Origin of the sequence: Streptomyces sp. NPDC058051, assembly GCF_042885475.1 — a bacterium.
In the GTDB taxonomy this organism is placed as follows: domain Bacteria; phylum Actinomycetota; class Actinomycetes; order Streptomycetales; family Streptomycetaceae; genus Streptomyces.
The window spans coordinates 388125-413082 of record NZ_JBHVRW010000003.1; the positions used below are offsets into that span (position 1 = coordinate 388125).

Sequence of the window (24958 nt, forward strand, 5' to 3'; positions counted from 1 at the left end):
CTAACTTATTCTGTGTATAACACAACGATCTACTGGAGAGCGAGAAGTCCCATGCAGGGAGAGGATCCGTTCGATCAGGGAGCGGGCAGCATCCTGCGCCAGCCGAAGGCCGTCTGGGCCACGGCGGGCGCCTCCGTTGTCGCGTTCATGGGAATCGGCCTGGTGGACCCGATTCTCCCGTCCATCGCCAAGGGCCTGGAGGCGACTCCGAGTCAGGTGTCGCTGCTCTTCACCTCCTACTTCCTGATCACCGCCGTGGCGATGCTGGTCACCGGCTTCGTGTCCAGCCGGATCGGCGGACGCAAGACGCTGCTGGCCGGCCTCGCGCTCGTCGTCGTCTTCGCCGCACTCGCCGGCACCTCGTCGTCCGTCGCCGAACTTGTCGGCTTCCGGGCCGGCTGGGGGCTGGGCAACGCGCTCTTCGTCTCGACCGCGCTCGCGGTGATCGTCGGCGCGGCGGCGGGCGGCAGCGCGGCGGCGATCCTGCTCTACGAGTCGGCACTCGGCCTCGGCATGGCCTGCGGCCCGCTGCTCGGCGCCCTGCTCGGGGACGCCAGCTGGCGCTACCCGTTCTTCGGCACGGCCGTTCTGATGGCCGTCGGCTTCCTCTGCATCACGGCGTTCCTGAAGGAACAGCCCAGGCCGGCCGCGAAGACGTCACTGCTCGACCCGGTCAAGGCCCTGGGTCACGGCGGCCTGGCCTCCGTCGCCACCTCGGCGTTCTTCTACAACTACGCGTTCTTCACGATCCTGGCGTTCACCCCGTTCGTGCTGAACATGACGCCGTACAAGTCGGGCGCGGTCTTCTTCGCCTGGGGTCTGCTGCTCGCCGTCTTCTCGGTACTCGTCGCCCCCCGGCTGCAGAAGCGCTTCGGTTCGCTGAAGGTGCTCGGCGCCTCACTGGTGCTGCTCGCCGTCGACCTCCTGGTCCTGGGATACGGCAACCACACCGCCGCCATCGTCTGCACGATCGTCTCCGGCGCCTTCATCGGCATGAACAACACGGTCTACACGGAGCTGGCGCTGGGCGTGTCCGACGCACCGCGTCCGGTGGCGAGCGCGGGCTACAACTTCGTCCGCTGGTTCGCCGCCGCGGCCGCTCCGTACCTCGCCCCGAAGATCGAGGAGTGGAGCGACATCCACATCCCGTTCGTGGTCGCCGCGATCGCGGCCGTCGTCGGTGCGGTCGTCGTCTGGATCCGGCGTACGGCGCTGACGCACGAGGCGGAGGAACTGGAGCCGAGGCACGCCACCGAGGACGGCGTCACGGCCTTCGCCAACTGACCGCGGCGCCCACCCGATTCCGCCCCGCCCACGGCTCCCCTCCTGGCCGCGCGGCGGGGCTTCCCGCCTGCCCGGCACGACGCGGGCCCCGGTCCGGCGTCACCGAGCCCACGTCCCGGTCCGGCGTCACGGAGCCCCTGTCCCGGTCCGGAGCGGCGGACACACCCGGGTCCGGGATCAGTCCAGCGTCACGGAACCACGCAGCGGATCGCGCAGATCCGTACCGTGCGAGAGCCATCGCTCCCGGAGCTCCTGCGCACCGTGGACCCGCTTCCACGCGGCCTCGTTGTGCGTCATCGGCAGCAGCGGCAGGAACCGCACCGGCTCCATCCGCTCGTCCGCTTCCAGATCCTCCACGAGGCCGCCCGGCTCGGCGACCAGTACGGAGCTGAACGGCGCCCCGGGCCAGAGCGGTTCACCGACGTCCAGCGAGGCACCGGGCGTCACGACCACCCCTTCGACCTGCGGGGTGGCGGCCAGCACGGCCAGCGGACGCAGCACCTTGTCGGTGTCGGCGAGCCCGGCGCGCACGGAGAGGATCAGCTCGGCGCGCGGACCCTTCACCGGGTCCGCGACGGCCGCGGTCGGATCGGCCATCGGCTGCGCGGACATGCCGAGCGTGGCGTAGCGCACCACGTCGCCGTCGACGAAGCGGAGCACGTCGATGCGGTCCGTCCCGAGAAACGTCACTGCGGCACGAGCGTCCGGTTCGCCGAGGGCCGTCAGCAGCCGGGCCTCGACCAGAGCAAGAATTTCTCCCATCCAGCGAGCATAGGACGCGTATGGAACGGGCAAAGTAAAGGATTGGCCCTCAGTCGGCTGATAGTCTTGGCCGCTGGTCGGGGCAGCACGCAGAAGCGTCGCTCTCAGCCCCGACGACACGTCATCCCCCAAGGGGGACCGGCTGGAGGAGGTGGGGCTGCCATGGATCGAAGTCGATCGGGTAGTACCAACCGCTCTTCCGACCTTCACCTCTCTCCGGTGATCTGAGGCCTTCCCGGTCAAGGCCCGCGGCATTGCGCACGACGGAAGAGCACTCCTTTTTTGCCTGTCTGTAGCGAACGCCGTCATCGCGCCGATGCGGTGCCGCCCGCTTTGCGGACGTGAGCACACGTCCTCGTTCCGGGCTGTTCCACGTGCCCGACGACGGCCCTCCGTGAAGGAGTCAGCCATGTCGATGATCCGCGACCTGCGCGCCGCCGTGCGGCCCTCTCTGCGCAAGAGCAACCCCCTGCACAGCAGTTACGACACCACCCGTGACCCGTCCACCTCCAGCGCGGTCGTCGACTGCGCGGTCTACCGCGACGGACGGCGCGTGGAGAGCTCCTCCTGCCGCACACCGCACGAGGCGATGATCCAGGTGCGGGAGGAGGGCGGCTTCGCCTGGATCGGCCTGCACGAGCCGACCGAGGAGGAATTCGCCGGTATCGCCCGGGAGTTCGGCCTCCACCCGCTCGCCGTCGAGGACGCCGTCCACGCCCACCAGCGGCCGAAGCTGGAGCGGTACGACGACACGCTGTTCACCGTCTTCAAGACCATCCACTACGTCGAGCACGCCGAGCTCACCGCGACCAGCGAGGTGGTCGAGACCGGCGAGGTGATGTGCTTCACCGGCCGGGACTTCGTCATCACCGTCCGGCACGGCGGCCACGGTTCGCTGCGCGCGCTGCGGCACCGGCTGCAGGACGACCCCGAGCTCCTCGCCAAGGGGCCCTCCGCTGTCCTGCACTCCATCGCCGACCATGTCGTGGACGGCTACATCGCGGTGGCGGGCGCCGTCCAGGACGACATCGACGAGGTGGAGATCGAGGTCTTCTCCACCCCCGCGAAGGGCAGCCCGCGCGGCTCGGACGCCGGCCGGATCTACCAGCTCAAGCGTGAGGTCCTGGAGTTCAAGCGGGCCGTGTCGCCGCTGCTGCGGCCGATGCAGCTGCTGAGCGAGCGGCCGATGCGGCTGATCGACCCCGACATCCAGAAGTACTTCCGTGACGTGGCCGACCACCTGGCGCGGGTGCATGAAGAGGTCATCGGCTTCGACGAGCTGCTGAACTCGATCCTTCAGGCCAACCTGGCGCAGGCGACCGTCGCGCAGAACGAGGACATGCGCAAGATCACGTCCTGGGCGGCCATCGTCGCCGTACCGACGATGATCTGCGGCGTGTACGGCATGAACTTCAAGCACATGCCCGAGCTGCGCTGGCGGTACGGCTACCCCCTGGTGCTGGTCGTCATCGGAGTGGTCTGCTTCTCCATCCACCGCACGCTCAAGCGCAACGGCTGGCTCTAATAGAGTTCGGGCATGACTGCTGCTGCCGGTGACGTACCGGGCCGGGCCCTCGTCGAGGAAGCCACCAAGAAGTCCGGTCTCATCTGGGTGCGCGGCACCGGGCCCGCGCGGGCCCTGTGGCACGTATGGCACGAGGGGGCGGCCCATCTGGTCGGCGACGGCCCCGGTGAGCAGCCGCTCCCGGCCGGCCTCGGCGACGGGTCCAGCGCCGAGGTGACCGTGCGCAGCAAGGACAAAGGCGGCCGGCTGGTCGCCTGGACGGCAGCCGTGACGGAGCTCGCGCCCCACTCGGAGGAGTGGGAGGCCGCCGTCGCCGAGCTGAAGGGCAAGCGGCTGAACGCACCGGACACCGAAGAGATGACGGAGCGGTGGGCACGCGAGTGCCGGGTGCTGCGACTGGCGCCGGGCGAAGTCCGTACCCGGCTGCCGGACGGCTCGCTGGCCGCGGCGCCCCTGCCGACGCCCGCGACCACACGGCGTCCGGTGCCCGCCGGGCTGCCGCGCCTGCTGAAGCGGGGACGCAGGAGCTGACCGGCGCGAGGCGCGGCCCGCCCGGTGCCGCGCGTAGCCCCTGGTCGACCCACCCTCACCGATCCCGAACCGCGGCCCGGCGCCCGCCGGCGCGGGATGCCGTCCTGGGCAGCGCCACCGGTCAGCCCGCCGATGCCCCCGGACCGCGGACTGTGCAGCCCGCTGTCAGGACGATGTCTTGGGCAGTTGCTTCCCGTAGTCGACCGTGTCGGTCTTCGCCGGGGCCTCCAGCGCGAAGTCGTGGCCCCAGTCCGACAGCGTCACGGTTCCCCCGCCGCCCCCGCGTGCGAAGCGCAGCGGATACGGAGTGCCCTCCAGCGAAACATCGAGGGTGCCGCCCTCGCCCTCGCCGCCCTTGATCTGAACGGTCCGGGTCTCGTCCACCTTCTCCCGGTCGCCCTTGTTGACGGTGCCGTGCAGCGTGAGGAGGCCGTCGAGCAGGACCTGCTTGTCCGTGAAGCCGCGCAACTGCTTGTACGTGGGGTCGTCCTCGGGCACCTTCACGTACTTGTTCTGGAGCTTGTCCGCCGCCGCGCCACCCGCTTCGCTCTCGGCTCCGGACTCCTCGTCGTGGCTCCAGAACCCGGAATCCGCCTTCAGATAGAGCTCGTCACCGATGCGCAGCAGCTCGAAGGTGCTGTCCTTCGAGACCACGGAGCCGACGCCGCCCTTCTCCCTGAGCCGCATGTTCAGCTTGTACGTGCCGCCCTTGCTGACCAGCGTCCCGGCGAGACGCACCGCGTCGGCGGAGTCCGCCGCGGCCTGTGCCTTCTTCTCGATCTCCGTGGCGGCGAGCTTGCCGACGCCGTTGGTCCCCTGGTCCGGATCCTCGCTCCCGCACGCCGTGAGAGCCGCGGTCAGCCCCGCGCACAGCGCGACGGCGAGGGTGGTCCGGCGACGCCGGGCCCGGACGGGCGGGACGGAAGAGGTCACGGGCGCACTGCCTCTCATCTGCATGGTGCGGGGTGGCAGACGGCAGCGTACCTGTGCCGCACACGCCGTCCGGCAGAGAGCCGTACGGACGGATCCGCCGGGGCAGCCCGGAGCGGTACGGGCTAGCCTGATTCCGTCATAACGGTTAATTAGCTGTCAAACGGACCGGACAGCGAAGTCGTACACGGAAGAAGGAGGCGCATCATGGCGGCCGGCGCCCCCCGCGTCTTCGTCTCGCACCTCGCCGGCGTCCCGGTCTTCGACCCCAACGGTGATCAGGTGGGCCGCGTCCGCGACCTCGTCGCGATGCTGCGGGTCGGCGGCAGGCCGCCCCGGCTGCTCGGCCTGGTGGTCGAGGTGCTCAGCCGCCGCCGCATCTTCCTCCCGATGACCCGGGTGACGGGGATCGAGTCCGGCCAGGTCATCACCACCGGTGTCGTCAACATGCGGCGCTTCGAGCAGCGGCCCACCGAGCGCCTGGTGCTCGGGGAGTTCCTCGACCGGCGGGTGCGCCTGGTGGAGACCGGCGAGGAGGTCACCGTCCTCGATGTCGCCGTTCAGCAGCTCCCGGCCCGGCGCGACTGGGAGATCGGCAAGTACTTCGTCCGCAAGGGCAAGGCCGGGGCACTGCGGCGCAAGGGCGAGACCCTGACGGTCGATTGGTCCGCGGTCAGCGGATTCTCGCTGGAGGAGGACGGGCAGGGCGCCGAGTCCCTGGTCGCCACGTTCGAGCAGCTCCGGCCGACCGACGTGGCCAACGCGCTGCACCATCTGTCGCCGAAGCGGCGGGCCGAGGTCGCGGCCGCGCTCGACGACGACCGGCTCGCGGACGTCCTGGAGGAGCTCCCCGAGGACGACCAGCTGGAGATCATCGGCAAGCTCCAGGAGGAGCGCGCCGCCGACGTCCTGGAGGCCATGGACCCGGACGACGCCGCCGACCTGCTGTCCGGACTCCCCGAGGAGGACAAGGAACGGCTGCTGACCCTGATGCGGCCGGACGACGCGGCGGACGTGCGGCGCCTCATGTCGTACGAGGAGCGGACCGCGGGCGGCCTGATGACCACCGAGCCGATCATTCTGCGACCGGACGCGACGGTCGCCGACGCGCTGGCGCGGGTCCGGCAGGCGGATCTGTCCCCGGCGCTCGCCGCGCAGGTGTACGTGTGCCGCTCCCCCGACGAGACCCCGACCGGCATGTACCTGGGCACCGTGCACTTCCAGCGGCTGCTGCGGGATCCGCCGTACGCCCTCGTCAGTTCGATCGTCGACAGCGACCTCATTCCCCTCACGCCCAACACTCCGCTGCCGGTCGTGACGAGCTATCTGGCCGCGTACAACCTGGTCTCGGTGCCGGTCGTGGACGAGAGCGGATCGCTGCTCGGCGCGGTGACCGTCGACGACGTCCTCGACCACCTGCTGCCCGAGGACTGGCGGGAGACCGACTTCCATGGTGAGAAGGAGATCCCCAGTGGCCGGTGAGGACCGTGCGAAGGGAGCGCCGGCGGGGGCCTCGGGGATCGCGCGCCCGTCCCGTTCCCGGCTGGACCAGCCGAAGGCCCCGCGGCGCCGGCTGCTGCCCGACTACGACCCCGAGTCGTTCGGCCGGCTCTCCGAACGGATCGCCCGGTTCCTGGGCACCTGGAGCTTCATCGCCTGGATGACCATGGTCATCATCGTCTGGGTGGTGTGGAACGCCTTCGCGCCCGTGGCGTGGCGGTTCGACGCGTACCCGTTCATCTTCCTGACGCTGATCCTGTCGCTCCAGGCCTCGTACGCGGCCCCGCTGATCCTGCTCTCGCAGAACCGGCAGGCCGACCGCGACCGGGTCACCTACGAGCAGGACCGCAAGCAGAACGAGCGCTCCATCGCGGACACCGAGTACCTCACCCGGGAGATCGCCTCGCTGCGGATGGGCCTCGGCGAGGTCGCCACCCGCGACTGGATCCGCTCCGAACTGGAGGACCTCGTGAGGGACCTGGACGACCGGCGGACCCCCTTCCCGGCCGAGAGCGACGAGGACGGCTGACGGGGCTACTCGCGCGTAGCGCGGGTCCGGTGACACCCCCACCACTCTTGCGGGGAGCGCCGCGCGCACCCGTACTATCGACAGTATGGCTACGGAAGACGCGGTGCTTGAGGCACTGGCGACAGTGAACGACCCGGAGATCCACCGCCCGATCACCGAACTCGGCATGGTGAAGTCGGTCGAGATCGATGCTGACGGTGCAGTCGCTGTCACGGTCTATCTCACGGTCTCCGGCTGCCCGATGCGCGAGACGATCACCAAGAGCGTGACCGACGCGGTCGCCCGCGTCGAGGGCGTCTCGCGGGTCGATGTCACGCTCGACGTGATGAGCGACGAACAGCGCAAGGAGCTCGCCTCCTCGCTGCGCGGCGGCACCGCGGAGCGCGAGGTGCCGTTCGCCCGGCCCGGCTCGCTGACCCGGGTCTACGCGGTCGCGTCCGGCAAGGGCGGCGTCGGCAAGTCTTCGGTCACGGTGAACCTGGCGGCCGCGATGGCGGCCGACGGCCTCAAGGTCGGTGTGGTCGACGCGGACATCTACGGGCACAGCGTGCCGCGGATGCTCGGCGCGGACGGCAAGCCGACACAGGTCGAGAACATGATCATGCCGCCGTCGGCGCACGGCGTGAAGGTCATCTCCATCGGGATGTTCACCCCGGGCAACGCCCCGGTGGTGTGGCGCGGACCGATGCTGCACCGAGCGCTCCAGCAGTTCCTCGCCGATGTGTACTGGGGCGACCTGGACGTCCTGCTGCTCGACCTGCCGCCGGGCACCGGTGACATCGCGATCTCGGTGGCACAGCTCGTGCCGAACGCCGAGATCCTGGTCGTCACGACCCCGCAGCAGGCGGCGGCCGAGGTGGCCGAGCGGGCCGGTTCGATCGCCGTGCAGACCCACCAGAAGATCGTCGGTGTCGTCGAGAACATGTCGGGACTGCCGTGCCCGCACTGCGACGAGATGGTCGACGTGTTCGGTACCGGCGGTGGCCAAAGGGTCGCCGAGGGCCTGACGAGGACGGTCGGCGCGGACGTGCCGGTGCTCGGCTCCATCCCGATCGACGTGCGGCTGCGCGAGGGCGGCGACGAGGGCAAGCCGGTCGTCCTGTCCGACCCGGACTCCCCGGCGGGCAAGGCGCTGCGCACCATCGCGGACAAGCTGGGAGGCCGTCAGCGCGGCCTGTCGGGCATGTCGCTGGGAATCACCCCGCGCAACAAGTTCTGAGCGATCACCCCGCGCAACACGTGCTGAGCGGGCGCGGACATCGCCGGACGGGCCGCGGTACCGCGGCCCGTCCGGACCGGGGCCCGGCCCCGGGACCGGGCGCCGGCGTCGCCGGGTGCGCCCGGTACCGCGGCCCGTCCGGGCACCGGGGTTCGGTCCTGGGCGCCCGTCGCCACCGGGGTGCGAGAGAGCGGTCGGCCGCGATCGGCCGCCGACCCACCCGCTACGCGTACGCCGTGATGTCTCGGATCACCGAGAATCCCAGCCCGTACGCACTCATTCCGCGCCCGTACGCCCCGATGTGCACCCCTCTGGGCGCCGACCCCGCCAGCACCCAGCCGAACTCGGACTCGCGGTAGTGGAACGCCACCGGGGCACCGTCCACCGGCAGTGACAGCGTCGACCACGCGGGGCCGTCCAGATCGTCGGCGAGTTCGAACGCCGTCTCCGTCTGCTGGTCCAGCCAGTCGTCACGCAGTGTGTGATCCATCTGCGGGGGCCATGTGCAGGCGAGCAGACCGGACCCGGCCAGCCAGGCCGCGGAGGAGACCGTGGTCGCGTCCAGCACCCCCGTACCGTCACCGCTGTGCCGCACCGGGCTGCTGGCCACCGTCACGACGACAGCGAATCGTTGCTTCTCGGCACCCGCGTCGGCCCGTGCCGACGGCTCGTCGCCGTGTCCGACGGAGCCGTGCTGCACCGTGCCGTCCGCCGCGGTGCCCACCTGCGCCAGCCGGCGCGGCCCGGTGAAGGCCTCGTCCAGTCCGTACCAGGGAAACGGAGCTGCCAGAAATCCGTCGACGGTACACCGGGCCGCCGGCATGGCCTCTGCGGTGGCTGTACTCGGCCCGTCCTCCGCGTCCACCTGACTGCTCGTCCCCATCTGCCCGGCCGCCTCCTCGATCCGTTGGGTCCGGAGCGGCCCGCCCCCCACGGGCGTCCCTCACATCCGGACAGATGGAGAATAGCCATACCGTCCGGACGAGTCGGGATTGACCGGCGTCAGGTGGCGTCTGCGTCGAACGGCGGACGGTCGTCCTTCGCGGGCTGGTCACGCTTCTTGAGCAGGTCCGGAGCACCGCCGGAGCCGTTGGTCGCGGTGATCGGCGAACTCGACACGCCGCCCCGGGAGTCCGCGGACTCCACGGCGGCGCTCTCCCGGCCGTTCACCGCGTCGGTGACCTCGGCGAGATCCTTGCGCAGATCGAAGCTCTCGCGGATCTCCTTCAGCCCCAGATCGTCGTTGCCGTCCATGAGCTGCTTGCGGACGAACGTCTTGGGGTTGAGGTCCTCGAACTCGAAGTCCTTGAACTCCGGGCCGAGCTCCGTGCGGATGTCCTCCTTGGCGCTCTCCGAGAACTCACGGATCTTACGGATGAAGCGCGAGGCATCCTGGATGACCTTGGGCAGCTTGTCCGGGCCGAAGATCAGCACGCCCAGGATCACGAGCGTCACCAGCTCAAGTGGGCCTATGTCATTGAACACCCTGTTGCTCCTCGTGTTCTCCGAGACCAGGTCGGTTGTGGTCCGGACCCGGCCCACGGTACCGGTCGGGACTGCCCGCGCGGTAGCGTGCCGTGGCCGTCACGTGCCGGTTGCCGAACCGAGCGTCAAAGAGATGGACAGGTCTTTACCACCGCGGGTCAGGCCGAGGTCCAGATGGTCGCCGGGCCGGTGGGACCGGATCTTCACGATCAGTTCCTCGCCGCTGTGCACCCGCCTGCCGTCGACCTCGGTGATGACGTCCCCCGGTTTGATCCCGGCCTTGGCCCCGGGCCCGCCGGGCGTCACCGAAGACCCGCCGGCCGTGCCCTTCGCGCCGACCTTGGCGCCATCTCCGGTGTACTCCATGTCCAAGGTGACGCCGATCACGGGATGCGTGGCCTTCCCGGTGTTGATCAGCTCCTCGGCGACCCGCTTGCCCTGGTTGATCGGGATGGCGAAGCCGAGACCGATGGATCCCGCCTGCCCGCTCTCGGCGCTCGAACCGCTGTCGGCGGCACGTATGGCGCTGTTGATGCCTATGACATGGGCATCGGCGTCGACGAGCGGGCCGCCGGAGTTGCCCGGGTTGATCGGGGCGTCGGTCTGCAGGGCGTCGACATAGCTGATGTCGCTGCCGTCGCCCTTCTCGCCGCCCGCGGTGATCGGCCTGTCCTTGGCGCTGATGATGCCGGAGGTCACGGTGTTGGACAGGTCGAACGGGGCACCGATGGCCACCACGGGGTCGCCGACCCGCACATTGTCGGAGTTGCCCAGCGGCAGTGGCTTGAGGCCGGAGACACCGGTGACCTTGACCACGGCCAGGTCGTACCCGCTGTCCTTGCCGACGACCTGGGCGCGCGCGGTCTCGCCGCCGCTGAACGTCACGGTGATGTCGCCGGAGGCCCCGGCCGGGGCGACGACATGGTTGTTGGTGAGGATGTGCCCGGAGCCGTCGAGAACGAAGCCGGTGCCCGTGCCGGATTCGGTGGTACCGCGCACATGGAGCGTGACCACGCTGGGCAGGGCACTGGCGGCGATGCCCGCGACGCTGTCGGGGGCGCGGCCGCCGCTGTTCCGTCCGGTCTGCTGGAGCTCGACCTGGGTGAGGCCGCCGTTGCGCTCGATGTAGGCACCGATGCCGCCGCCGATACCGCCCGCCACCAGAGCGAGCAGCAGCGCACCGACGAGGAGGGAGCCTCGGCGGTTCTTCCTGCGCCCGCCGTCGGCCCCGAGCGGCGGGCCCGCATGGGTCAGGGGCCGGCGGGGCGCGCCCCAGGGGTCGTACTGAAGCCACTGCGACTGCGGTTGCGGTTGCGGTTGCTGAGGCACGTGCGGCGGGGGCGGAAAGCCGAGGGCCGCCGTGGCGGGGGCGGGGGCGGCGGGGATGCCCCCGCCGTTCGTCCCCGCGTACTGCGGGGGTATGGGGGTGCCGTGCGCCGGGGTCGGGACCGGTCGCTGTACGGGCGGTGCGGGCGCCCAGGGGCCGGGCCCGCCGTACGGCGGCGTGCTGTACTGATCGGGCTCGTGCAGGGGCGCGCCGGGCTGCTGCCCGGCCGGGACGGGCGCCACAGGCTCCGGGCCGGGCGTTCCAGGCACCGGCTCGGGTGCCACGGGCTCGGGTGCGGGCGTTCCCGGCACCGGCTCGGGCGCGGACGGCTGGGGCGGTGTGCCGGCCGCGGGTGCGTCCGTGAGGTGCGGCGCCCCGGCCGCGGGCGTCGGCGGGAGGCCGGGCGTGTCGGCCGCGGGTGCTTCCGCGGCGTCGGCCGCGGGCACCGCGTCCTCGACGGGGGACGGCTCGTCCGGCGTGGTGCGGGTGGTGGATCCCGGCGTGGGCCGACTCCACCACTTCGCCTTCGGTCCGGTGGACTTACCGTCTTCCATACTCTCCCCGCAACTGCCGCGACTGGCCTCTGCACGCCCCGGCAGGGGGCGCCCCTCCCGGAATTCCTCCCAGAATTCAACCAGGTTCGCGCATGTCTGCGCAGACTCCGGTCAGCGCTGGGCGGAAAGTGGCAGACGGCGGTCGGCGGGGGTGGGCAGCGCCGAGGCCGACGGAGGAGGCGTCCAGGACGGCTGCGACGAAGGCTGCGGCAAGGACTCCGAGGGCTGTGCGGCGAGCCGCCCGAGCACCCGGGCGAAGAGCGGGGTGGTGCCGGTCGGGCGTATCAGAGGGGGCGTGGAGACATTGCTCAGGAGGTGCACGGCGAGGGCGTTCCCCGCGAGATTTCCCGTGGAGAGCAGGGTGGGGGCGGGGGCGACCGCCGTCGTCGCGGGCTCCGGTACCGGGGACGGCGGGGCAGCGGCGGCGGTCGAGCGGTCGCTCGCCTCCGTCGCGCCCAGGGCGCCCTGGCTGCCGCCGCCGCGACGGCTCGCCGAGGTGCCGCTCTCGCTGCGGGTCGTGGCGTCGAGCGGGTTCACCGCGTTTCCGCCGCCCGCGGCCCGGGCGGGGCCGGACCCCGCACCCGTCGGCAGGGCTCCGCCCAGGGCGATGGCCGCCAGCGACACGGCACTGGCGGCTGCGAAGGCGAACCTCCGGCCGCGCCGGGGCGACCGCTCCGCCTCGCGGCCCACCTCATGGATCCGGAAGCCGGAACGGGCGGAGCCTCCCGGCAGGACGGCCGTCGAGCCGTGCGGGGCCGGAAGGAAGCCGAATCTCCCCAGCGGTGCGTCCTGCGGCGATTCCGAGCGGCTACCGGACGGCTGGATCACGGGGAAGGGCCCGTCGGCGAAGCGCCCGGAGCCGCCGAATGGTTTCCCCCGGTTGTCGTCGTCACCCCCGGGTCCTCCGGGAAGGCCCTGCAGGCGGGCGAGGAAGCCCTCGGACGGCGAGGGCGGGGCCGACTGTGCGAAGACACTCTTCAGGCGCCGCTGGGCGGCAGCCTCGGCCTTGCACTTGGTGCAGGTCGCGAGGTGGGCGAGCACCCGCTCGCGGGCGTCGTGTTTCAGTTCGCCGTCGACCAGCGCGGCGAGCCGGTCCCCCAGGTGCTGTTCCGCGGGGGTCGGGACTGTGCCACTCACGCCGTTCCGCCCTCCCCTGCAAGGAGCGCGCCGGCCAGCGAGCGGTCGGCACGGGCCTCGGGCGAGCGGTGCTGGAGCGCCTTGCGCAGGTGCGAGCGGCCGCGGTGGATGCGGCTGCGCACGGTGCCGAGCTTCACGCCCAGCGTCGCGGCGATCTCCTCGTACGAGAGGCCCTCGATGTCACAGAGCACGACGGCAGCCCGGAATTCGGGCGCGAGGGTGTCCAGCGCCTGCTGCACATCCGCGTCGAAGTGGGCGTCGTTGAAGACCTGCTGCGGGGACGGCTCACGGCTCGGCAGCCGCTCGGCGGCGTCGTCACCGAGGGAGTCGAAGCGGATCCGCTGCTTACGACGGACCATGTCCAGGAACAGGTTGGTCGTGATGCGGTGCAGCCAGCCTTCGAAGGTGCCCGGCGTATACGTCGACAGCGACCGGAACACGCGCACGAAGACCTCCTGCGTCAGGTCCTCCGCATCGTGCTGGTTTCCCGTCAGCCGGTAGGCAAGGCGGTAGACACGACCGCTGTGCGTGCTGACGATCTCTTCCCATGAGGGCGGCGTCCACGCCTGGGATTCCGCATCTGAGGCGAAGGTCGCGGTCGGTGCGGAGTCGTTGGAAGAACGGTCAGCGATGTTGGTCACGGATTTCGGCTCACCCGCCGATCCGAGGAAGCGCCGCAGCGCTCCTCTCCGATCCACAGGCGCAGCCGCACCTCCCCTATCGGCTCTGGTGGTGTCCAGTGGAGCCCCTACCATAGCCACCTCGCCCGTTAGCTCCGGATAAGCCTTTTTCCTGTTGGGGCCGGGGATCACCCCGTCCTCACAGCCCGTGGCTCCCGGACCCGACCTGCGGGCCGATTCCACGCGCTCTCCCCTGTCTCTCCATAACGCCTGGTCCCATCTGCGGGTTCCCGGGTGCAGCGGATACAGTCACGGTTGCGCCAACTACGGGGACAGGAGAGCGTCATTACCGCCAACCGGCAGACGAGCTGGGCGTTCGCCGACGCCTTTGTCGCCGAGGACGAAGCAGTGCGCTGGGCCCGGGACCGGGCCCGGGAGGCAGGGCTCCGCTCGGTGTCACCAGGTACCGGCGCCGCGCTGCGCCTGCTCGCTGCCACGACGGACGCCAAGGCGGTGGCGGAGATCGGCACCGGGACGGGCGTGTCCGGGCTGTATCTGCTGCACGGCATGCGGCCCGACGGCGTGCTGACCACGGTCGACCCCGAGCCCGAGCGCCAGCAGTTCGCCCGTGAGGCGTTCCGGGCTGCGGGGTTCGCCACCAATCGGGCCCGCTTCATCCCCGGCCGCGCCCTGGACGTACTGCCGCGGCTCGCGGACGGCGGGTACGACCTCGTGTTCTGCGACGGCGACCGGCTGGAGAGCCTGGACTGCCTCGCTGAATCGTTGCGCCTGCTGCGACCGGGCGGCCTCGTCTGCTTCGAGGGTGTCTTCGCGGACGGCCGTACGGTCGACTCGGCGGCGCAGCCCGCGGAGGTGCTGCGACTGCGGGAGCTGCTGCGTGCGGTGCGGGAGAGCCAGGAGCTGATGGCCACGTTGCTGCCGGTGGGCGACGGCTTGCTGTGCGCGGTACGGCGGGGCTGACGGGGCTGACGGGGCTGACGGGGCTGACGGCGTGATCCGGGCCTACGCCCGGCGCCCGGCCGGACAGCGCGAGCGGACGAGAATCCTGCCGATCGGGAATCGCGCCCGGCCGGGAATCCGCGCATGACCGGGAATCGTGCCTGCCAAGATCCGTGCCCGGCCGAGATACTGCCCGCCAAGATCCGTGCGTGGCCGGGGATCGCGAGCGGCCGGCCGCAGACGCATCACTGCCCCGGCACGGACATCGTGCAGGGGCAGTGTGAAGTGTGGGCGCCTCTGGTCAGCCGACGACCTTCTTGAGGGCGTCGCCGAGGGCATCGGCCTCGTCCGGAGTCAGCTCAACGACAAGCCGACCGCCGCCTTCGAGCGGAACGCGCATGACGATGCCCCGCCCCTCCTTTGTCACCTCGAGCGGGCCGTCGCCCGTCCGCGGCTTCATGGCCGCCATGCTCGTTCCCCTTCCTGAAACCAGCTCATAACAACCGGCGGCCCCATGACAGGCGCTGTGTCACCGGCATCGAACACGTTGCTTCCTGCCTATTATCCCGCATGACCGGCCCCGATGACCAACATCGGTCGGCATCGCTTGCGCAACGCGCTCACTCAAAACCACCCAATTCGGCGATCCAGCTGCGATACTCCGTCCCCTTCGCCCCTCCAACGGGGCGCAATTGTTAGACGCAGGTCACATGTTCGCTCCGGCCCAGGTCGGCCATGCTTGCCTGGACAGGCATTGCCCGAGGCGCGGAAGGGACAGCGAAATGGCCGATCAAGTGGCGGACAGTGTGCTCTACGAAGTGAGCGACGGACTCGCGACGATCACGATCAACCGTCCCGACGCGATGAACGCCATGAACACCGAGGCGAAGGTCGCGCTCCGTGACACGCTGAGGTCCGCCGCGGCCGACACCGCCGTACGGGCTGTCCTGCTCACCGCGACCGGGCGGGCCTTCTGCGTCGGCCAGGATCTGAAGGAGCACGTCGGCAAGCTCGCCGAGGCCCGGGAGTCCGGTGGCGGCAACGCGCTGAGCACCGTGCAGGAGCACTACAACCCGATCGTGCGGGCCATCACCGAGATGCCCAAGCCGGTCGTCGCCGGGGTGAACGGCGTCGCCGCCGGTGCCGGTTTCGGATTCGCGCTCGCCTGCGACTACCGGGTGGTCGCCGACACCGCCTCGTTCAACACGTCCTTCGCCGGGGTGGCCCTCACCGCCGACTCGGGCGTCTCCTGGACGCTGGCCCGTCTCATCGGCCAGAGCCGCGCCGCCGACCTGCTGCTCTTCCCGCGCTCGATCTCCGCGCAGGACGCCCATGCGCTGGGCATCGTGAACAAGCTGGTGCCCGCCACCGACCTGGCCGCGGAGGCCGCCGCCGTGGCCCGCACCCTGGCGTCCGGTCCCACGGTGGCGTACGCGGCGCTCAAGGAGTCCCTGGCCTACGGCGCCGCCCACACGCTGCGGGAGGCACTGGAGAAGGAGGACGCGTTGCAGACGAAGGCGGGGGTGTCCGAGGACCACGCGATCGCGGTGCAGGCGTTCCTGGACAAGGAGCGGCCGAAGTACCTCGGCCGCTAGGCCGGAGGGGCTCACCGGCTCCGGCGACCTGATCTACGCCCCGGTGCCGCGGGCCACGCAGTCGGCCAGGTGGTCGTCGACCAGGCCGCACGCCTGCATCAGGGCGTAGGCCGTTGTGGGACCGACGAAGCGCAGGCCGCGCTTCTTGAGGTCCTTGGCCAGCGCCGTGGACTCCGGGGTGACCGCGGGCACGTCACCGAGGGTGCGCGGGGCCGGGCGGCCGGCCGGGTCGGGGGCGTGCGACCAGATCAGTTCGTCCAGCTCGTCGGCGCGCCAGCCGGCGAGCACCTTGGCGTTGGCGAGGGTCGCCTCGATCTTCGCCCGGTTGCGGATGATGCCGACGTCGGCGAGGAGGCGCTCCTTGTCCGCGTCGGTGAAGTCCGCCACAGCGGGGATCTTGAACCCGGCGAAGGCGGAGCGGAAGCCCTCCCTGCGGCGCAGGATCGTCAGCCAGGAGAGCCCCGACTGGAACGCCTCCAGGCAGAGCCGTTCGAAGAGGGCGTCGTCCCCGTGGACGGGGCGGCCCCATTCGGTGTCGTGGTACCTGAGGTAGTCCTCGGTGGAGAGGCCCCACGGACAGCGCAGGGCGCCGTCCGGAGCCGCTACCGCGCCGCCGCTCATCGCCGGGGCTCCTCTCCGGGCCGCTCCGTCTGCCGCGGCTCCTGTACGGGCGCCTGCCCCGGGGCCTCCCACGGTGCTCTCGGACGGTCCTCGGGCCGCTCGCCCGTCAGCTGCGGTCGCTCCCCCGGTGTCTGCGGCCGGTCCTCCGGCCGCTTGAGGAGCCGGTCGCCGCCGACCGCGGTCGCCTGCGCGCCGGCCAGCGTCGACTCCAGTTCCGCGATCCGCGCGTCCCGCTCGGCGAGCTCGGCACCGAGCCGGGCGAGCGCCTCGTCGACATCCGTCATGCGGTAGCCGCGCACGGCCACCGGCAGTCGCAGCGCCTCGACATCCGCCCGGCTCACCGGGCGCGACGCGGGCAGCGGGTCGGTGAGGTGCTCGGGCGCCACATCCTGCAGAACGGCACTCTTCCCCCCGCCGACCACCGCGAGGGTGACCGCGGCCACGACCACCACCATCGCCAGCAGCAAGAACCAGAACACGTGCATCTCCCCGGAAGCGGAAACCTGTCCAGGTCCGATCGTGCCATGCGGCAGTGACAGTTAGGGTCGCAGGCGACCCACGGGACGATCCACCAGGCGGCCCGTGGAGCGATCTACCAGAGGAGAAACACGGGATGCGAAGCGGTGCGCTCAGGCTCGGGCGGCGTGAATTCGGTGCGCACGAGCCAGTGATCATGGCGATCGTCAACCGCACCCCGGACTCCTTCTACGACCAGGGCGCGACGTTCCGGGACGAGCCGGCGCTGGCCCGGGTCGAGCAGGCGATCGCGGACGGCGCGGCGATCGTGGACATCGGGGGTGTGAAGGCGGGGCCCGGTGACGAGGTGACCGCCGAGGAGGAGGCCCGTCGCACGGTGGGGTTCGTCGCGGAGGTGCGGCGCCGCCACCCGGATGTGGTGATCAGCGTGGACACCTGGCGCCACGACGTGGGTGCGGCGGTCTGCGAGGCCGGCGCGGATGTGCTGAACGACGCGTGGGGCGGCGTCGATCCGAAGCTCGCCGAGGTCGCCGCACGGTACGGCGCGGGCCTGGTCTGCACGCACGCGGGCGGCGCGGAGCCGCGGACCCGGCCGCACCGGATCGCCTACGACGACGTGATGGCGGACATCCTGCGGGTGACGGTGGGGCTGGCCGAGCGCGCGGTGGCCCTCGGGGTGAGGCCGGACGGCATCATGATCGACCCCGGTCACGACTTCGGGAAGAACACCCGGCACTCGCTGGAGGCGACGCGCCGGCTCGGCGAGATGGCGGAGACCGGCTGGCCGGTCCTCGTATCGCTGTCCAACAAGGACTTCGTCGGCGAGACGCTCGACCGGCCGGTGAAGGAAAGGGTGATCGGGACGCTGGCGACGACGGCCGTGTCGGCGTGGCTGGGGGCGCAGGTGTACCGGGTGCACGAGGTCGCGGAAACGCGGCAGGTGCTGGACATGGTGGCGTCGATCGCCGGGCATCGAGCGCCGGCGGTCGCGCGGAGGGGCCTGGCGTAGCCAGGGCGCAGCCGGGGCGTAGCCAGGGCGCAGCCGGGGCGCAGCCGGGGCGCAGCCGGGGCGCGAGACGACCGGCCTGTCTGCCCGAGGTCCGAGAGGCGGTCACCGCACCCCGCGGCTCGGAGAGACGGCCGGTTCGGCCACGGGCGAGGCCAAGGGAGCGACCAAGGACGAGGCCAAGGGGGGCCAAGGACGAGGGGCGGGGCGCCCACGGGTCGGACTCGGCGCCTCCGGCCCACCCCTTCCCGCCTTCCCGCGTCCGGGGCTCCGGGGCCCGCTCAGGACCCGCTCAGGACCCGCTCAGGACCCGCTCAGGACCCGTTCAAGGCCCTCTCAGAACTCCCTGCTCGGCCGCCGGACGGGCCCCGACCGGTGTCCCTCCCGGCGCTACCGGCCGACCTCCTTCGTCACGAGGTCGACCGCCTCGTCCACGTCGTCCGTGACGTGGAACAGCAGCAGGTCGTGCGCGGACGCCTTGCCCTGCGCCACCACCGTGTCCCGCAGCCAGTCCACGAGCCCGCTCCAGTACGCGGTGCCGAACAGCACGATCGGGAAGCGGGTGACCTTGCCCGTCTGGACGAGGGTCAGGGCCTCGAAGAGCTCGTCCAGGGTGCCGAGGCCGCCGGGCAGGACGACGAAGCCCTGGGCGTACTTCACGAACATCGTCTTGCGGACGAAGAAGTAGCGGAAGTTGACGCCGATGTCCACGTGCGGGTTGAGGCCCGACTCGAAGGGCAGCTCGATGCCGAGGCCGACCGAGACGCCCTTCGCGTCCCGCGCCCCCTTGTTCGCCGCCTCCATCGCGCCGGGACCGCCCCCGGTGATCACGGCGAAGCCGGCTTCCACCAGGGCTCTGCCGATGCGTACACCCGCCTCGTAGTCCGGCCCCCCCGGCTCGGTACGGGCCGAGCCGAAGACGCTGATGGCGCTCGGCAGCTCGGCCAGCGCACCGAATCCTTCGACGAACTCCGACTGGATGCGCATCACCCGCCATGGGTCGGTGTGCACCCACTCGGAGTCGCCCTCGGTGTCCAGCAGCCGCTGATCGGTGGTTCCGGGCTGCACCTGCTCCCTGCGGCGCAGTACCGGTCCCTGCCGCTGCTCCTCGGGGATGTGCGCTCCCTCGGGGTTGCCCATGACCTGCTCCCTCCGACGACGATCGACGACGATCGATGACGATCCGTGTCAGCTCAGGGTAGATCGACGGAGGTTACCGGCAGGACAATGCCGTGGGTCAGCCGGTGAGCCAGGAGCGGAGCCGCTCCTCGCAGTGGGTGATCCGGTCGACCTTCACGTGTTCGTCGCGCTTGTGCGCGAGGAGCGGGTCTCCGGGGCCGTAGTTCACCGCGGGAACGCCGAGGGCGCCGAAGCGGGAGACGTCGGTCCAGCCGAACTTGGGGCGGGCGGTGCCGCCGACCGCCGCCATGAACGCCTTGGCCGCCGGGTGGGCGAGGCCGGGCATGGCCGCACCCGAGTGGTCGTCCACGGTGAATTCGACGACGCCGCAGTCCGCGAAGACCTCGTGGACGTGGGCCAGGGCCTCCTCCGGGCCGCGGTCGGGGGCGTACCGGTAGTTGACGACGACGGTGCACGCGTCGGGGATGACGTTGTTGGCGACGCCGCCCTCGATCCGTACCGCGTTCAGGCCCTCGCGGTATTCGAGCCCGTCGATGACCGGCCTGCGCGGTTCGTACGCGGCGAGGCGGGCGAGGACGGGGGCCGCGGCGTGGATGGCGTTGGACCCCATCCAGCTGCGTGCGGAGTGGGACCGCTCCCCCTCCGTACGGAGGAAGACCCGCAGGGTGCCCTGGCAGCCGCCCTCGACCTCGGCGTCGGACCCTTCGAGGAGGACGGCGAAGTCGCCCTCCAGCCAGTCCGGGTGGGCGTCGGCGACATGGCCGAGCCCGTTGAGGTGCGCGGCGACCTCTTCGTTGTCGTAGAAGACGAAGGTGAGGTCGCGGTTGGGCTCGGGCACGGTGGCGGCGATCCGCAGCTGCACGGCGACGCCGGACTTCATGTCGGAGGTGCCGCATCCCCAGAGCACGCCGTTCTCGTCGAGCCGGGACGGCACGTTGTCGGCGATCGGCACGGTGTCGATGTGTCCGGCGAGCACGACGCGCTCGGCACGGCCCAGGTGCGTCCGGGCCACGATGTTGTTGCCGTGCCGGTCGACGGTCAGGTGCGGGAGGGTGCGCAGCGCCGACTCGATCGCGTCCGCGAGCTCCTTCTCCTGCCCGCTGACCGACGGGAAGTCGACGAGCCGGGCGGTGAGCGCCGGGCCGGCGAGGGTGAGGTCAAGGCTGCTTTCAGGCATGGAACCGACCCTAAGGGACTGGGCCATCGGCCCCGGCGGGGCACTCCAGTACGGTGGCCCCGTGCCCCGGACCGTCTCCCCCGCCCGCCGACACACCGGCCGCAGCCGTCTCTTCCGTGTCACGGCCGCCCTTGTCGTGCTCGCCGCACTGGCCGGCTACCTGCTCATGCAGTACATATCGGGCAGCAGGGTCATCGAGGGGTGCACCGTGAAGTCTGCCGACGATTCGGCCGACAAGGGCCACACGTATCGGCTGACGCCGGAGCAGGCATCGAACGCCGCGACGATCTCCGCCGTGGGCACCTCGCGCGGGATGTCGGAGCGAGCGGTGACGATCGCGCTGGCGACCGCGTTGCAGGAGTCCGGGCTGCGCAATATCGAGCACGGCGACCGGGACTCCCTCGGGCTGTTCCAGCAGCGCCCATCGCAGGGCTGGGGCACCGAGCAGCAGATCCTGGACCCGGTCTACTCCGCGGGGGAGTTCTACCGCCACCTGGCCAAGGTGCCCGACTACGAGCGGCTGCCGCTGACGGACGCCGCGCAGCGGGTCCAGCGCAGCGGCTTCCCGGAGGCGTACGCGAAGCACGAGCCGGACGCGACGTTGCTGGCGGCCGCGCTGACGGGCCGTGCACCGGCCACGCTGGACTGCGCGCCGCCGCGGGCGACGGCGGCGAAGGCCGACGCGGCGAAGGTGCGGGCGGAGCTGGTGCGCGCCTTCGGCAAGGACGTGCTCCCCGCGAAGAAGGCGCCGACGGGGGACGACGGGGCCGCGGCCGGTGCGGCGGCGACGAGCACGGTCTCGGTGCCGGTGCGGGCGGCCGGCAGCACCGGGAGCGACGACCCTGCACGGCGCGGCTGGGAGCTCGCTCAGTGGGCGGTCGCGCAGTCCGAGACGCTGGGCCTGGAGAAGGTCACGTACGCGGGCCGGGTCTGGGAGGCCGAGTCGGGCTGGCGGACGGACCGTAACGCATCGCGCACCACCGAGGTCCGCCTGTATCTCGTGCCCTGACTCGATCTTCAACCGGCGCGGCGTGGACGCGGGGCCGTCGTCGCCGGTCACGGCACTGGTTTCGCGACTCGTTCACCAGTGCGCCCGATCGTCGCCAAGGGTGATCCGGCCGTTTCCGTACGGCACTCGGCGCATCGCCTCCCACCACCCCTCCTCCACGCACCGGATTTCCTTGTGGCGCAAGGGATGCGACGACTCATCGGCCCTACCGGGAATGCGGCGTCCGTCCGGGTTCCTCCGTTGCGGATTATGTGACGTATTGCCGACTCTTTACCTCGGCCCACCGCAACCTCCCCGGCCCTCACGACGGTTGTCATGGCGTCCGTTCCGCGGACAGCACATTCCTCACCCCGTCGAAGGAGCATCATGTCCCTCCCCCTGACCCGCCGGATCACCCGTGCCGCGCTGCTGATCGCCGCGGGTGCGGCCCCCGTGATCGGTGCGGCCGGTGCCGCGGGGGCCGCGGAGCTCCCGCAGGCCCCGGAGCTCGGCGGTCTGACCACCGTCGACGGCGCCGGTCTCGGCAAGACGGTCGACGGCGCGACCCAGCAGGGCACCGAGGCGGCGGGCGAGACCGGCGGCAGGCTCGTCGGGACGGCCCTCCCGGTCGCGGGCCGGACAGGCGCCCAGGCCGCACCCGTCGTGCAGGACGCCGCCGGTGACGCCGCGGGCAGCGCGGGCCAGGTCCTCGGCAGCGCCGCCGGTGCCGCGACCCAGGGCGCCCTGCCCACGCAGGGCCTGCCGATCGGCTGATCCGGTCCGCCCGCACCTCATGCGTGAGGGGGCCCCGGGAGTACGTACTCCCGGGGCCCCCTCACGTACGACGTCCGTTCCCCCGCCCGCGGGCGGACGACCGCGGTTCGACGACGCGACCTGTGCCGTGAAGGGCGCTACTGGGCCAGCCGCTTGACCGCGGCGGCCACCCGCTCGTCCGTCGCCGTGAACGCCACGCGTACGAAGCGGTCACCGGCCTCCCCGTAGAAGTCGCCCGGCGCCACCAGGATGCCGAGCTCCGCCAGGTACGCCACGGTCTCCCAGCACGGCTCGTCGCGCGTCGCCCACAGGTAGAGGCTCGCCTCGCTGTGCTCGATCCGGAAGCCGTGGGCCTCCAGCGCCGTGCGCAGGGCGGCGCGCCGGTCCGCGTAACGGGTCCGCTGCTCGGTGACGTGCTCGTCGTCGCCGAGCGCCGCGACGGTCGCCGCCTGCACCGGGGCCGGCGTCATCATCCCGCCGTGCTTGCGGATCAGCAGCAGCTCGCCGAGCACGGCCGCGTCGCCCGCGATGAAGGCGGCGCGGTAGCCGGCCAGGTTGGAGCGCTTGGACAGCGAGTGGACGGCGACGACGCCGTCGTACGTACCGCCGCAGACGTCCGGATGCAGTACGGAGACCGGTTCGGCCTCCCAGCCCAGCTCCAGGTAGCACTCGTCGCTGAAGACCAGCACGCCGTGCTCGCGTGCCCAGGCGACGATCCGGATGAGTTCGTCCTTGGGCAGGACACGGCCCGTCGGGTTGGACGGCGAGTTCAGCCAGAGCAGCTTCAGCCCCGCCGGGTCCAGCTCCGTCGGGTCGTCGTAGACGACGGGCTCGGCGCCGCAGAGCCGGGCGCCCACCTCGTACGTCGGGTAGGCGAGGCGGGGGTACGCCACCTTGTCGCCCGCGCCGAGACCGAGCTGCGTCGGCAGCCAGGCCACCAGTTCCTTGGAGCCGACGACCGGCAGGACGTTCTCGTGCGCCACCCCGACCGCGCCGAGGCGCCGCTCCACCCAGCCGGTGATCGCGTCACGCAGCTCGGCGGTCCCCCACACCGTCGGATAGCCGGGGCTGTCCGCGGCGGCGACGAGCGCACGCCGGATCAGCTCGGGCACCGGGTCGACGGGCGTGCCGACGGACAGGTCCACGATGCCGTCCGGGTGGGCGGCGGCCGTCGCCTTGCAGGGCGCGAGCTTGTCCCAGGGGAAGACCGGGAGGCGGGAGGAGACTGCGGACACGGATCTCTGCTTTCTCGTACGAGGGCGGCTCGTACGGTGTCACGAGGGTTGCTCTCGGGCCGGGCGAGCAGAAACGTCCCGGCCCCGCACGGTGACGAGCCGTACGGGGCCGGGACGACGCACGTGCGGCCGCTGACTACTGGTTCTGCGGCGGCAGCGCGGCGACGAACGCGTGGTCGCGCTCGATCAGGCCCAGCTTGGAGGCGCCACCGGGCGACCCGAGGTCGTCGAAGAACTCGACGTTCGCCTTGTAGTAGTCCTTCCACTCCTCCGGGGTGTCGTCCTCGTAGAAGATCGCCTCGACCGGGCACACCGGTTCACAGGCTCCGCAGTCGACGCATTCGTCCGGGTGGATGTACAAGGACCGCTGGCCCTCGTAGATGCAGTCGACGGGGCACTCTTCGATGCAGGCCTTGTCCTTCACGTCGACACAAGGCTGCGCGATGACGTAGGTCACGCTGTCGTTCCTCCTCGGTAGGGCGTTGGCTCTCGCGCGGGAGCGCGGCGTCGTCGATGCCCGCACCTAGTATCTCCGTTCCTGGGCACTAACCGAACAGGAGGGGCGGACAGAGCTGTGGAATTCACCATCGGCGGACAACTCGAAGTCCGAATCACACCGGCTGACGTGGGCAAACGGGTATCAGTCCGGCGCACCTGGGAGCGTGGCCCGCAAGGACCGAAGTTCACCGACACGGTCGGTGTTCTCACATCATGGGACAGCGGTGTGCTGTCGATCACAACAAAGGGCGGCGATTCCGTCAATATCGCCGAATCGACGCTGGTGGCGGGCAAGGTCGTGCCCGCCGCTCCGGCCCGGCGGCGCGGCCCCGCGGCCTCCTTCGAGGAGCTCGCGTCCGTCTGTGCCCGCGCCTGGCCGCCGGTGGAGAGCGAGCCGCTGGGCGACTGGCGGCTGCGCGCCGCGGGGGGCTTCACCCGGCGCGCCAACTCCGTGCTGCCGCTCGGCGATCCCGGCGTGCCGCTCGACGAGGCGCTGCGGCGCGTGCAGGAGTGGTACGGGGAGCGGAGTCTGCCCGCCCGCGTCCAGGTCTCGACCGGCGCCGAGGGCACCCAGGAACGTCTCTGCGCGGAGCTGGAGCGGCGCGGCTGGCGGCGCGAGGTGACGGCGGAGGTGCGGATCGCCGCGCTGGCACCGATCGGTGATCTGGACGCGGACGTGTCGCGGGTGCGGCTGAGCCGCGACCTCGACGAGAGGTGGCTCTCCCGCTATCAGCGCTCCCGGACCCCGGACCCGCAGGTGCTGGAGGTGCTGCGCGGCGGGCCCTCGGTGTGGTTCGCCTCGGTGCCCGGTGACACCGCGGGCGAGGCGCCCGCGGCGATCGGGCGGTGCGTGGTGGACGGACGGTGGGCGGGCTTCATGGCCGTCGAGGTCGACCCCGCGCACCGGCGCCGAGGTCTCGCCACCGCCGTGATGACCGCGCTCGCCCGCCAGGCGCTGGACGAGGGCGCCTCGGCGGCGTGGCTCCAGGTGGAGACCGACAACGAGGCGGCGCGGGCGCTGTACGAGGGGATGGGCTTCGTCGTGCATCACCTGTACCACCACTTCCGGCCGGCGTGACGGGGA

General features: G+C 71.4%; 26 protein-coding genes. 12 read left to right on the plus strand and 14 right to left on the minus strand.

Annotated features, from left to right (window positions below):
• Positions 1-51: 51 nt before the first annotated feature.
• Complete coding sequence (locus ACFVUT_RS07350; protein WP_389643955.1) at positions 52-1284, plus strand: MFS transporter; 1233 nt, start codon at positions 52-54, stop codon at positions 1282-1284.
• A gap of 177 nt (positions 1285-1461) precedes the next feature.
• Here the strand turns inward: ACFVUT_RS07350 and ACFVUT_RS07355 are convergent, their stop codons facing one another.
• Entirely contained in the window at positions 1462-2046 is a 585-nt protein-coding gene (locus tag ACFVUT_RS07355; protein ID WP_389643954.1) for a suppressor of fused domain protein, read from the minus strand.
• 409 nt (positions 2047-2455) lie between these two features.
• Here ACFVUT_RS07355 and ACFVUT_RS07360 point away from each other — a divergent pair, with 409 nt between their 5' ends.
• Together ACFVUT_RS07360 and ACFVUT_RS07365 are read left to right on the plus strand one after the other, a co-directional pair.
• Positions 2456-3571: a magnesium and cobalt transport protein CorA gene (locus tag ACFVUT_RS07360; RefSeq protein ID WP_389643950.1), complete on the plus strand. Its 1116-nt coding sequence runs from the start codon at positions 2456-2458 to the stop codon at positions 3569-3571.
• Positions 3572-3583: 12 nt separating this feature from the next.
• Positions 3584-4102 carry a hypothetical protein gene (locus ACFVUT_RS07365; protein WP_389643948.1) on the plus strand — a complete coding sequence of 173 codons (519 nt, stop codon included), beginning with the start codon at positions 3584-3586 and terminating at the stop codon, positions 4100-4102.
• A 165-nt stretch (positions 4103-4267) separates the two neighbouring features.
• Here ACFVUT_RS07365 and ACFVUT_RS07370 read toward each other — a convergent pair whose 3' ends face one another.
• On the minus strand, positions 4268-5035 hold the full coding sequence (locus ACFVUT_RS07370; protein ID WP_389643945.1) for a hypothetical protein: 768 nt from the start codon (positions 5033-5035) through the stop codon (positions 4268-4270).
• A 204-nt stretch (positions 5036-5239) separates the two neighbouring features.
• Here ACFVUT_RS07370 and ACFVUT_RS07375 point away from each other — a divergent pair, with 204 nt between their 5' ends.
• The 3 genes from ACFVUT_RS07375 (at position 5240) to ACFVUT_RS07385 (ending at position 8280) form a co-directional block, all read left to right on the plus strand.
• A complete protein-coding gene (locus ACFVUT_RS07375) occupies positions 5240-6514 on the plus strand; it encodes a magnesium transporter MgtE N-terminal domain-containing protein (RefSeq protein ID WP_389643943.1) in 1275 nt (424 codons plus the stop codon).
• Entirely contained in the window at positions 6504-7061 is a 558-nt protein-coding gene (locus ACFVUT_RS07380) for a DUF1003 domain-containing protein (RefSeq protein WP_389643940.1), read from the plus strand. The genes ACFVUT_RS07375 and ACFVUT_RS07380 overlap by 11 nt, the downstream gene beginning before the upstream one ends.
• Positions 7062-7146: 85 nt before the next feature.
• Complete coding sequence (locus ACFVUT_RS07385) at positions 7147-8280, plus strand: Mrp/NBP35 family ATP-binding protein (protein WP_389643937.1); 1134 nt, start codon at positions 7147-7149, stop codon at positions 8278-8280.
• A gap of 223 nt (positions 8281-8503) precedes the next feature.
• On the opposite strand, the gene ACFVUT_RS07390 is transcribed toward ACFVUT_RS07385, so the two are convergent.
• The 5 genes from ACFVUT_RS07390 to sigE all read right to left on the minus strand — a co-directional run bounded on the left by ACFVUT_RS07390 (position 8504) and on the right by sigE (position 13538).
• A complete protein-coding gene (locus ACFVUT_RS07390; protein ID WP_389643934.1) occupies positions 8504-9163 on the minus strand; it encodes a hypothetical protein in 660 nt (219 codons plus the stop codon).
• A gap of 119 nt (positions 9164-9282) precedes the next feature.
• On the minus strand, positions 9283-9765 hold the full coding sequence (locus tag ACFVUT_RS07395) for a sec-independent translocase (protein ID WP_389643931.1): 483 nt from the start codon (positions 9763-9765) through the stop codon (positions 9283-9285).
• A 99-nt stretch (positions 9766-9864) separates the two neighbouring features.
• Positions 9865-11646, minus strand: coding sequence for a trypsin-like peptidase domain-containing protein (locus ACFVUT_RS07400; protein WP_389643929.1), 1782 nt, complete (start codon positions 11644-11646; stop codon positions 9865-9867).
• 111 nt (positions 11647-11757) lie between these two features.
• Entirely contained in the window at positions 11758-12783 is a 1026-nt protein-coding gene (locus tag ACFVUT_RS07405) for an anti-sigma factor family protein (protein ID WP_389643926.1), read from the minus strand.
• A complete protein-coding gene (sigE, locus tag ACFVUT_RS07410) occupies positions 12780-13538 on the minus strand; it encodes an RNA polymerase sigma factor SigE (protein ID WP_389643923.1) in 759 nt (252 codons plus the stop codon). The genes ACFVUT_RS07405 and sigE overlap by 4 nt, the downstream gene beginning before the upstream one ends.
• A 180-nt stretch (positions 13539-13718) precedes the next feature.
• Here sigE and ACFVUT_RS07415 point away from each other — a divergent pair, with 180 nt between their 5' ends.
• Positions 13719-14384 (plus strand): O-methyltransferase, encoded by a 666-nt coding sequence (locus ACFVUT_RS07415; RefSeq protein ID WP_389643920.1) that lies wholly within the window; start codon positions 13719-13721, stop codon positions 14382-14384.
• Between the two features lie 280 nt (positions 14385-14664).
• Here the strand turns inward: ACFVUT_RS07415 and ACFVUT_RS07420 are convergent, their stop codons facing one another.
• Positions 14665-14832 carry a DUF3117 domain-containing protein gene (locus tag ACFVUT_RS07420; protein ID WP_003966491.1) on the minus strand — a complete coding sequence of 56 codons (168 nt, stop codon included), beginning with the start codon at positions 14830-14832 and terminating at the stop codon, positions 14665-14667.
• 313 nt (positions 14833-15145) lie between these two features.
• On the opposite strand from ACFVUT_RS07420, the gene ACFVUT_RS07425 reads away from it, so the two are divergent.
• Positions 15146-15958, plus strand: coding sequence for an enoyl-CoA hydratase/isomerase family protein (locus ACFVUT_RS07425; protein ID WP_389643917.1), 813 nt, complete (start codon positions 15146-15148; stop codon positions 15956-15958).
• A 33-nt stretch (positions 15959-15991) separates the two neighbouring features.
• Here ACFVUT_RS07425 and ACFVUT_RS07430 read toward each other — a convergent pair whose 3' ends face one another.
• A complete protein-coding gene (locus tag ACFVUT_RS07430; protein ID WP_389643914.1) occupies positions 15992-16579 on the minus strand; it encodes a DNA-3-methyladenine glycosylase I in 588 nt (195 codons plus the stop codon).
• The gene (locus ACFVUT_RS07435) at positions 16576-17064 is read right to left on the minus strand and encodes a DivIVA domain-containing protein (RefSeq protein ID WP_389643911.1); all 489 of its coding nucleotides are present in this window, start codon (positions 17062-17064) and stop codon (positions 16576-16578) included. The genes ACFVUT_RS07430 and ACFVUT_RS07435 overlap by 4 nt, the downstream gene beginning before the upstream one ends.
• Positions 17065-17192: 128 nt before the next feature.
• Between ACFVUT_RS07435 and folP the strand changes: the two genes are divergently transcribed.
• Positions 17193-18065: a dihydropteroate synthase gene (folP, locus tag ACFVUT_RS07440; RefSeq protein WP_389643908.1), complete on the plus strand. Its 873-nt coding sequence runs from the start codon at positions 17193-17195 to the stop codon at positions 18063-18065.
• Positions 18066-18452: 387 nt separating this feature from the next.
• On the opposite strand, the gene ACFVUT_RS07445 is transcribed toward folP, so the two are convergent.
• Together ACFVUT_RS07445 and dapE are read right to left on the minus strand one after the other, a co-directional pair.
• A complete protein-coding gene (locus ACFVUT_RS07445; protein ID WP_389643905.1) occupies positions 18453-19202 on the minus strand; it encodes a TIGR00730 family Rossman fold protein in 750 nt (249 codons plus the stop codon).
• A 97-nt stretch (positions 19203-19299) separates the two neighbouring features.
• Positions 19300-20379 carry a succinyl-diaminopimelate desuccinylase gene (gene dapE / locus ACFVUT_RS07450; RefSeq protein ID WP_389643902.1) on the minus strand — a complete coding sequence of 360 codons (1080 nt, stop codon included), beginning with the start codon at positions 20377-20379 and terminating at the stop codon, positions 19300-19302.
• 61 nt (positions 20380-20440) lie between these two features.
• On the opposite strand from dapE, the gene ACFVUT_RS07455 reads away from it, so the two are divergent.
• The gene (locus tag ACFVUT_RS07455) at positions 20441-21388 is read left to right on the plus strand and encodes a hypothetical protein (protein ID WP_389644803.1); all 948 of its coding nucleotides are present in this window, start codon (positions 20441-20443) and stop codon (positions 21386-21388) included.
• Between the two features lie 366 nt (positions 21389-21754).
• Entirely contained in the window at positions 21755-22141 is a 387-nt protein-coding gene (locus ACFVUT_RS07460; RefSeq protein ID WP_389643900.1) for an ATP-binding protein, read from the plus strand.
• A 137-nt stretch (positions 22142-22278) separates the two neighbouring features.
• Here ACFVUT_RS07460 and dapC read toward each other — a convergent pair whose 3' ends face one another.
• Both dapC and fdxA read right to left on the minus strand, forming a co-directional pair.
• Positions 22279-23376, minus strand: a complete 1098-nt coding sequence (gene dapC, locus ACFVUT_RS07465) for a succinyldiaminopimelate transaminase (protein ID WP_389643898.1) — start codon at positions 23374-23376, stop codon at positions 22279-22281.
• Between the two features lie 136 nt (positions 23377-23512).
• Positions 23513-23833: a ferredoxin gene (gene fdxA, locus ACFVUT_RS07470; RefSeq protein ID WP_065490770.1), complete on the minus strand. Its 321-nt coding sequence runs from the start codon at positions 23831-23833 to the stop codon at positions 23513-23515.
• A 117-nt stretch (positions 23834-23950) separates the two neighbouring features.
• Between fdxA and ACFVUT_RS07475 the strand changes: the two genes are divergently transcribed.
• On the plus strand, positions 23951-24952 hold the full coding sequence (locus tag ACFVUT_RS07475) for a GNAT family N-acetyltransferase (protein ID WP_389643894.1): 1002 nt from the start codon (positions 23951-23953) through the stop codon (positions 24950-24952).
• Positions 24953-24958 lie beyond the last annotated feature (6 nt).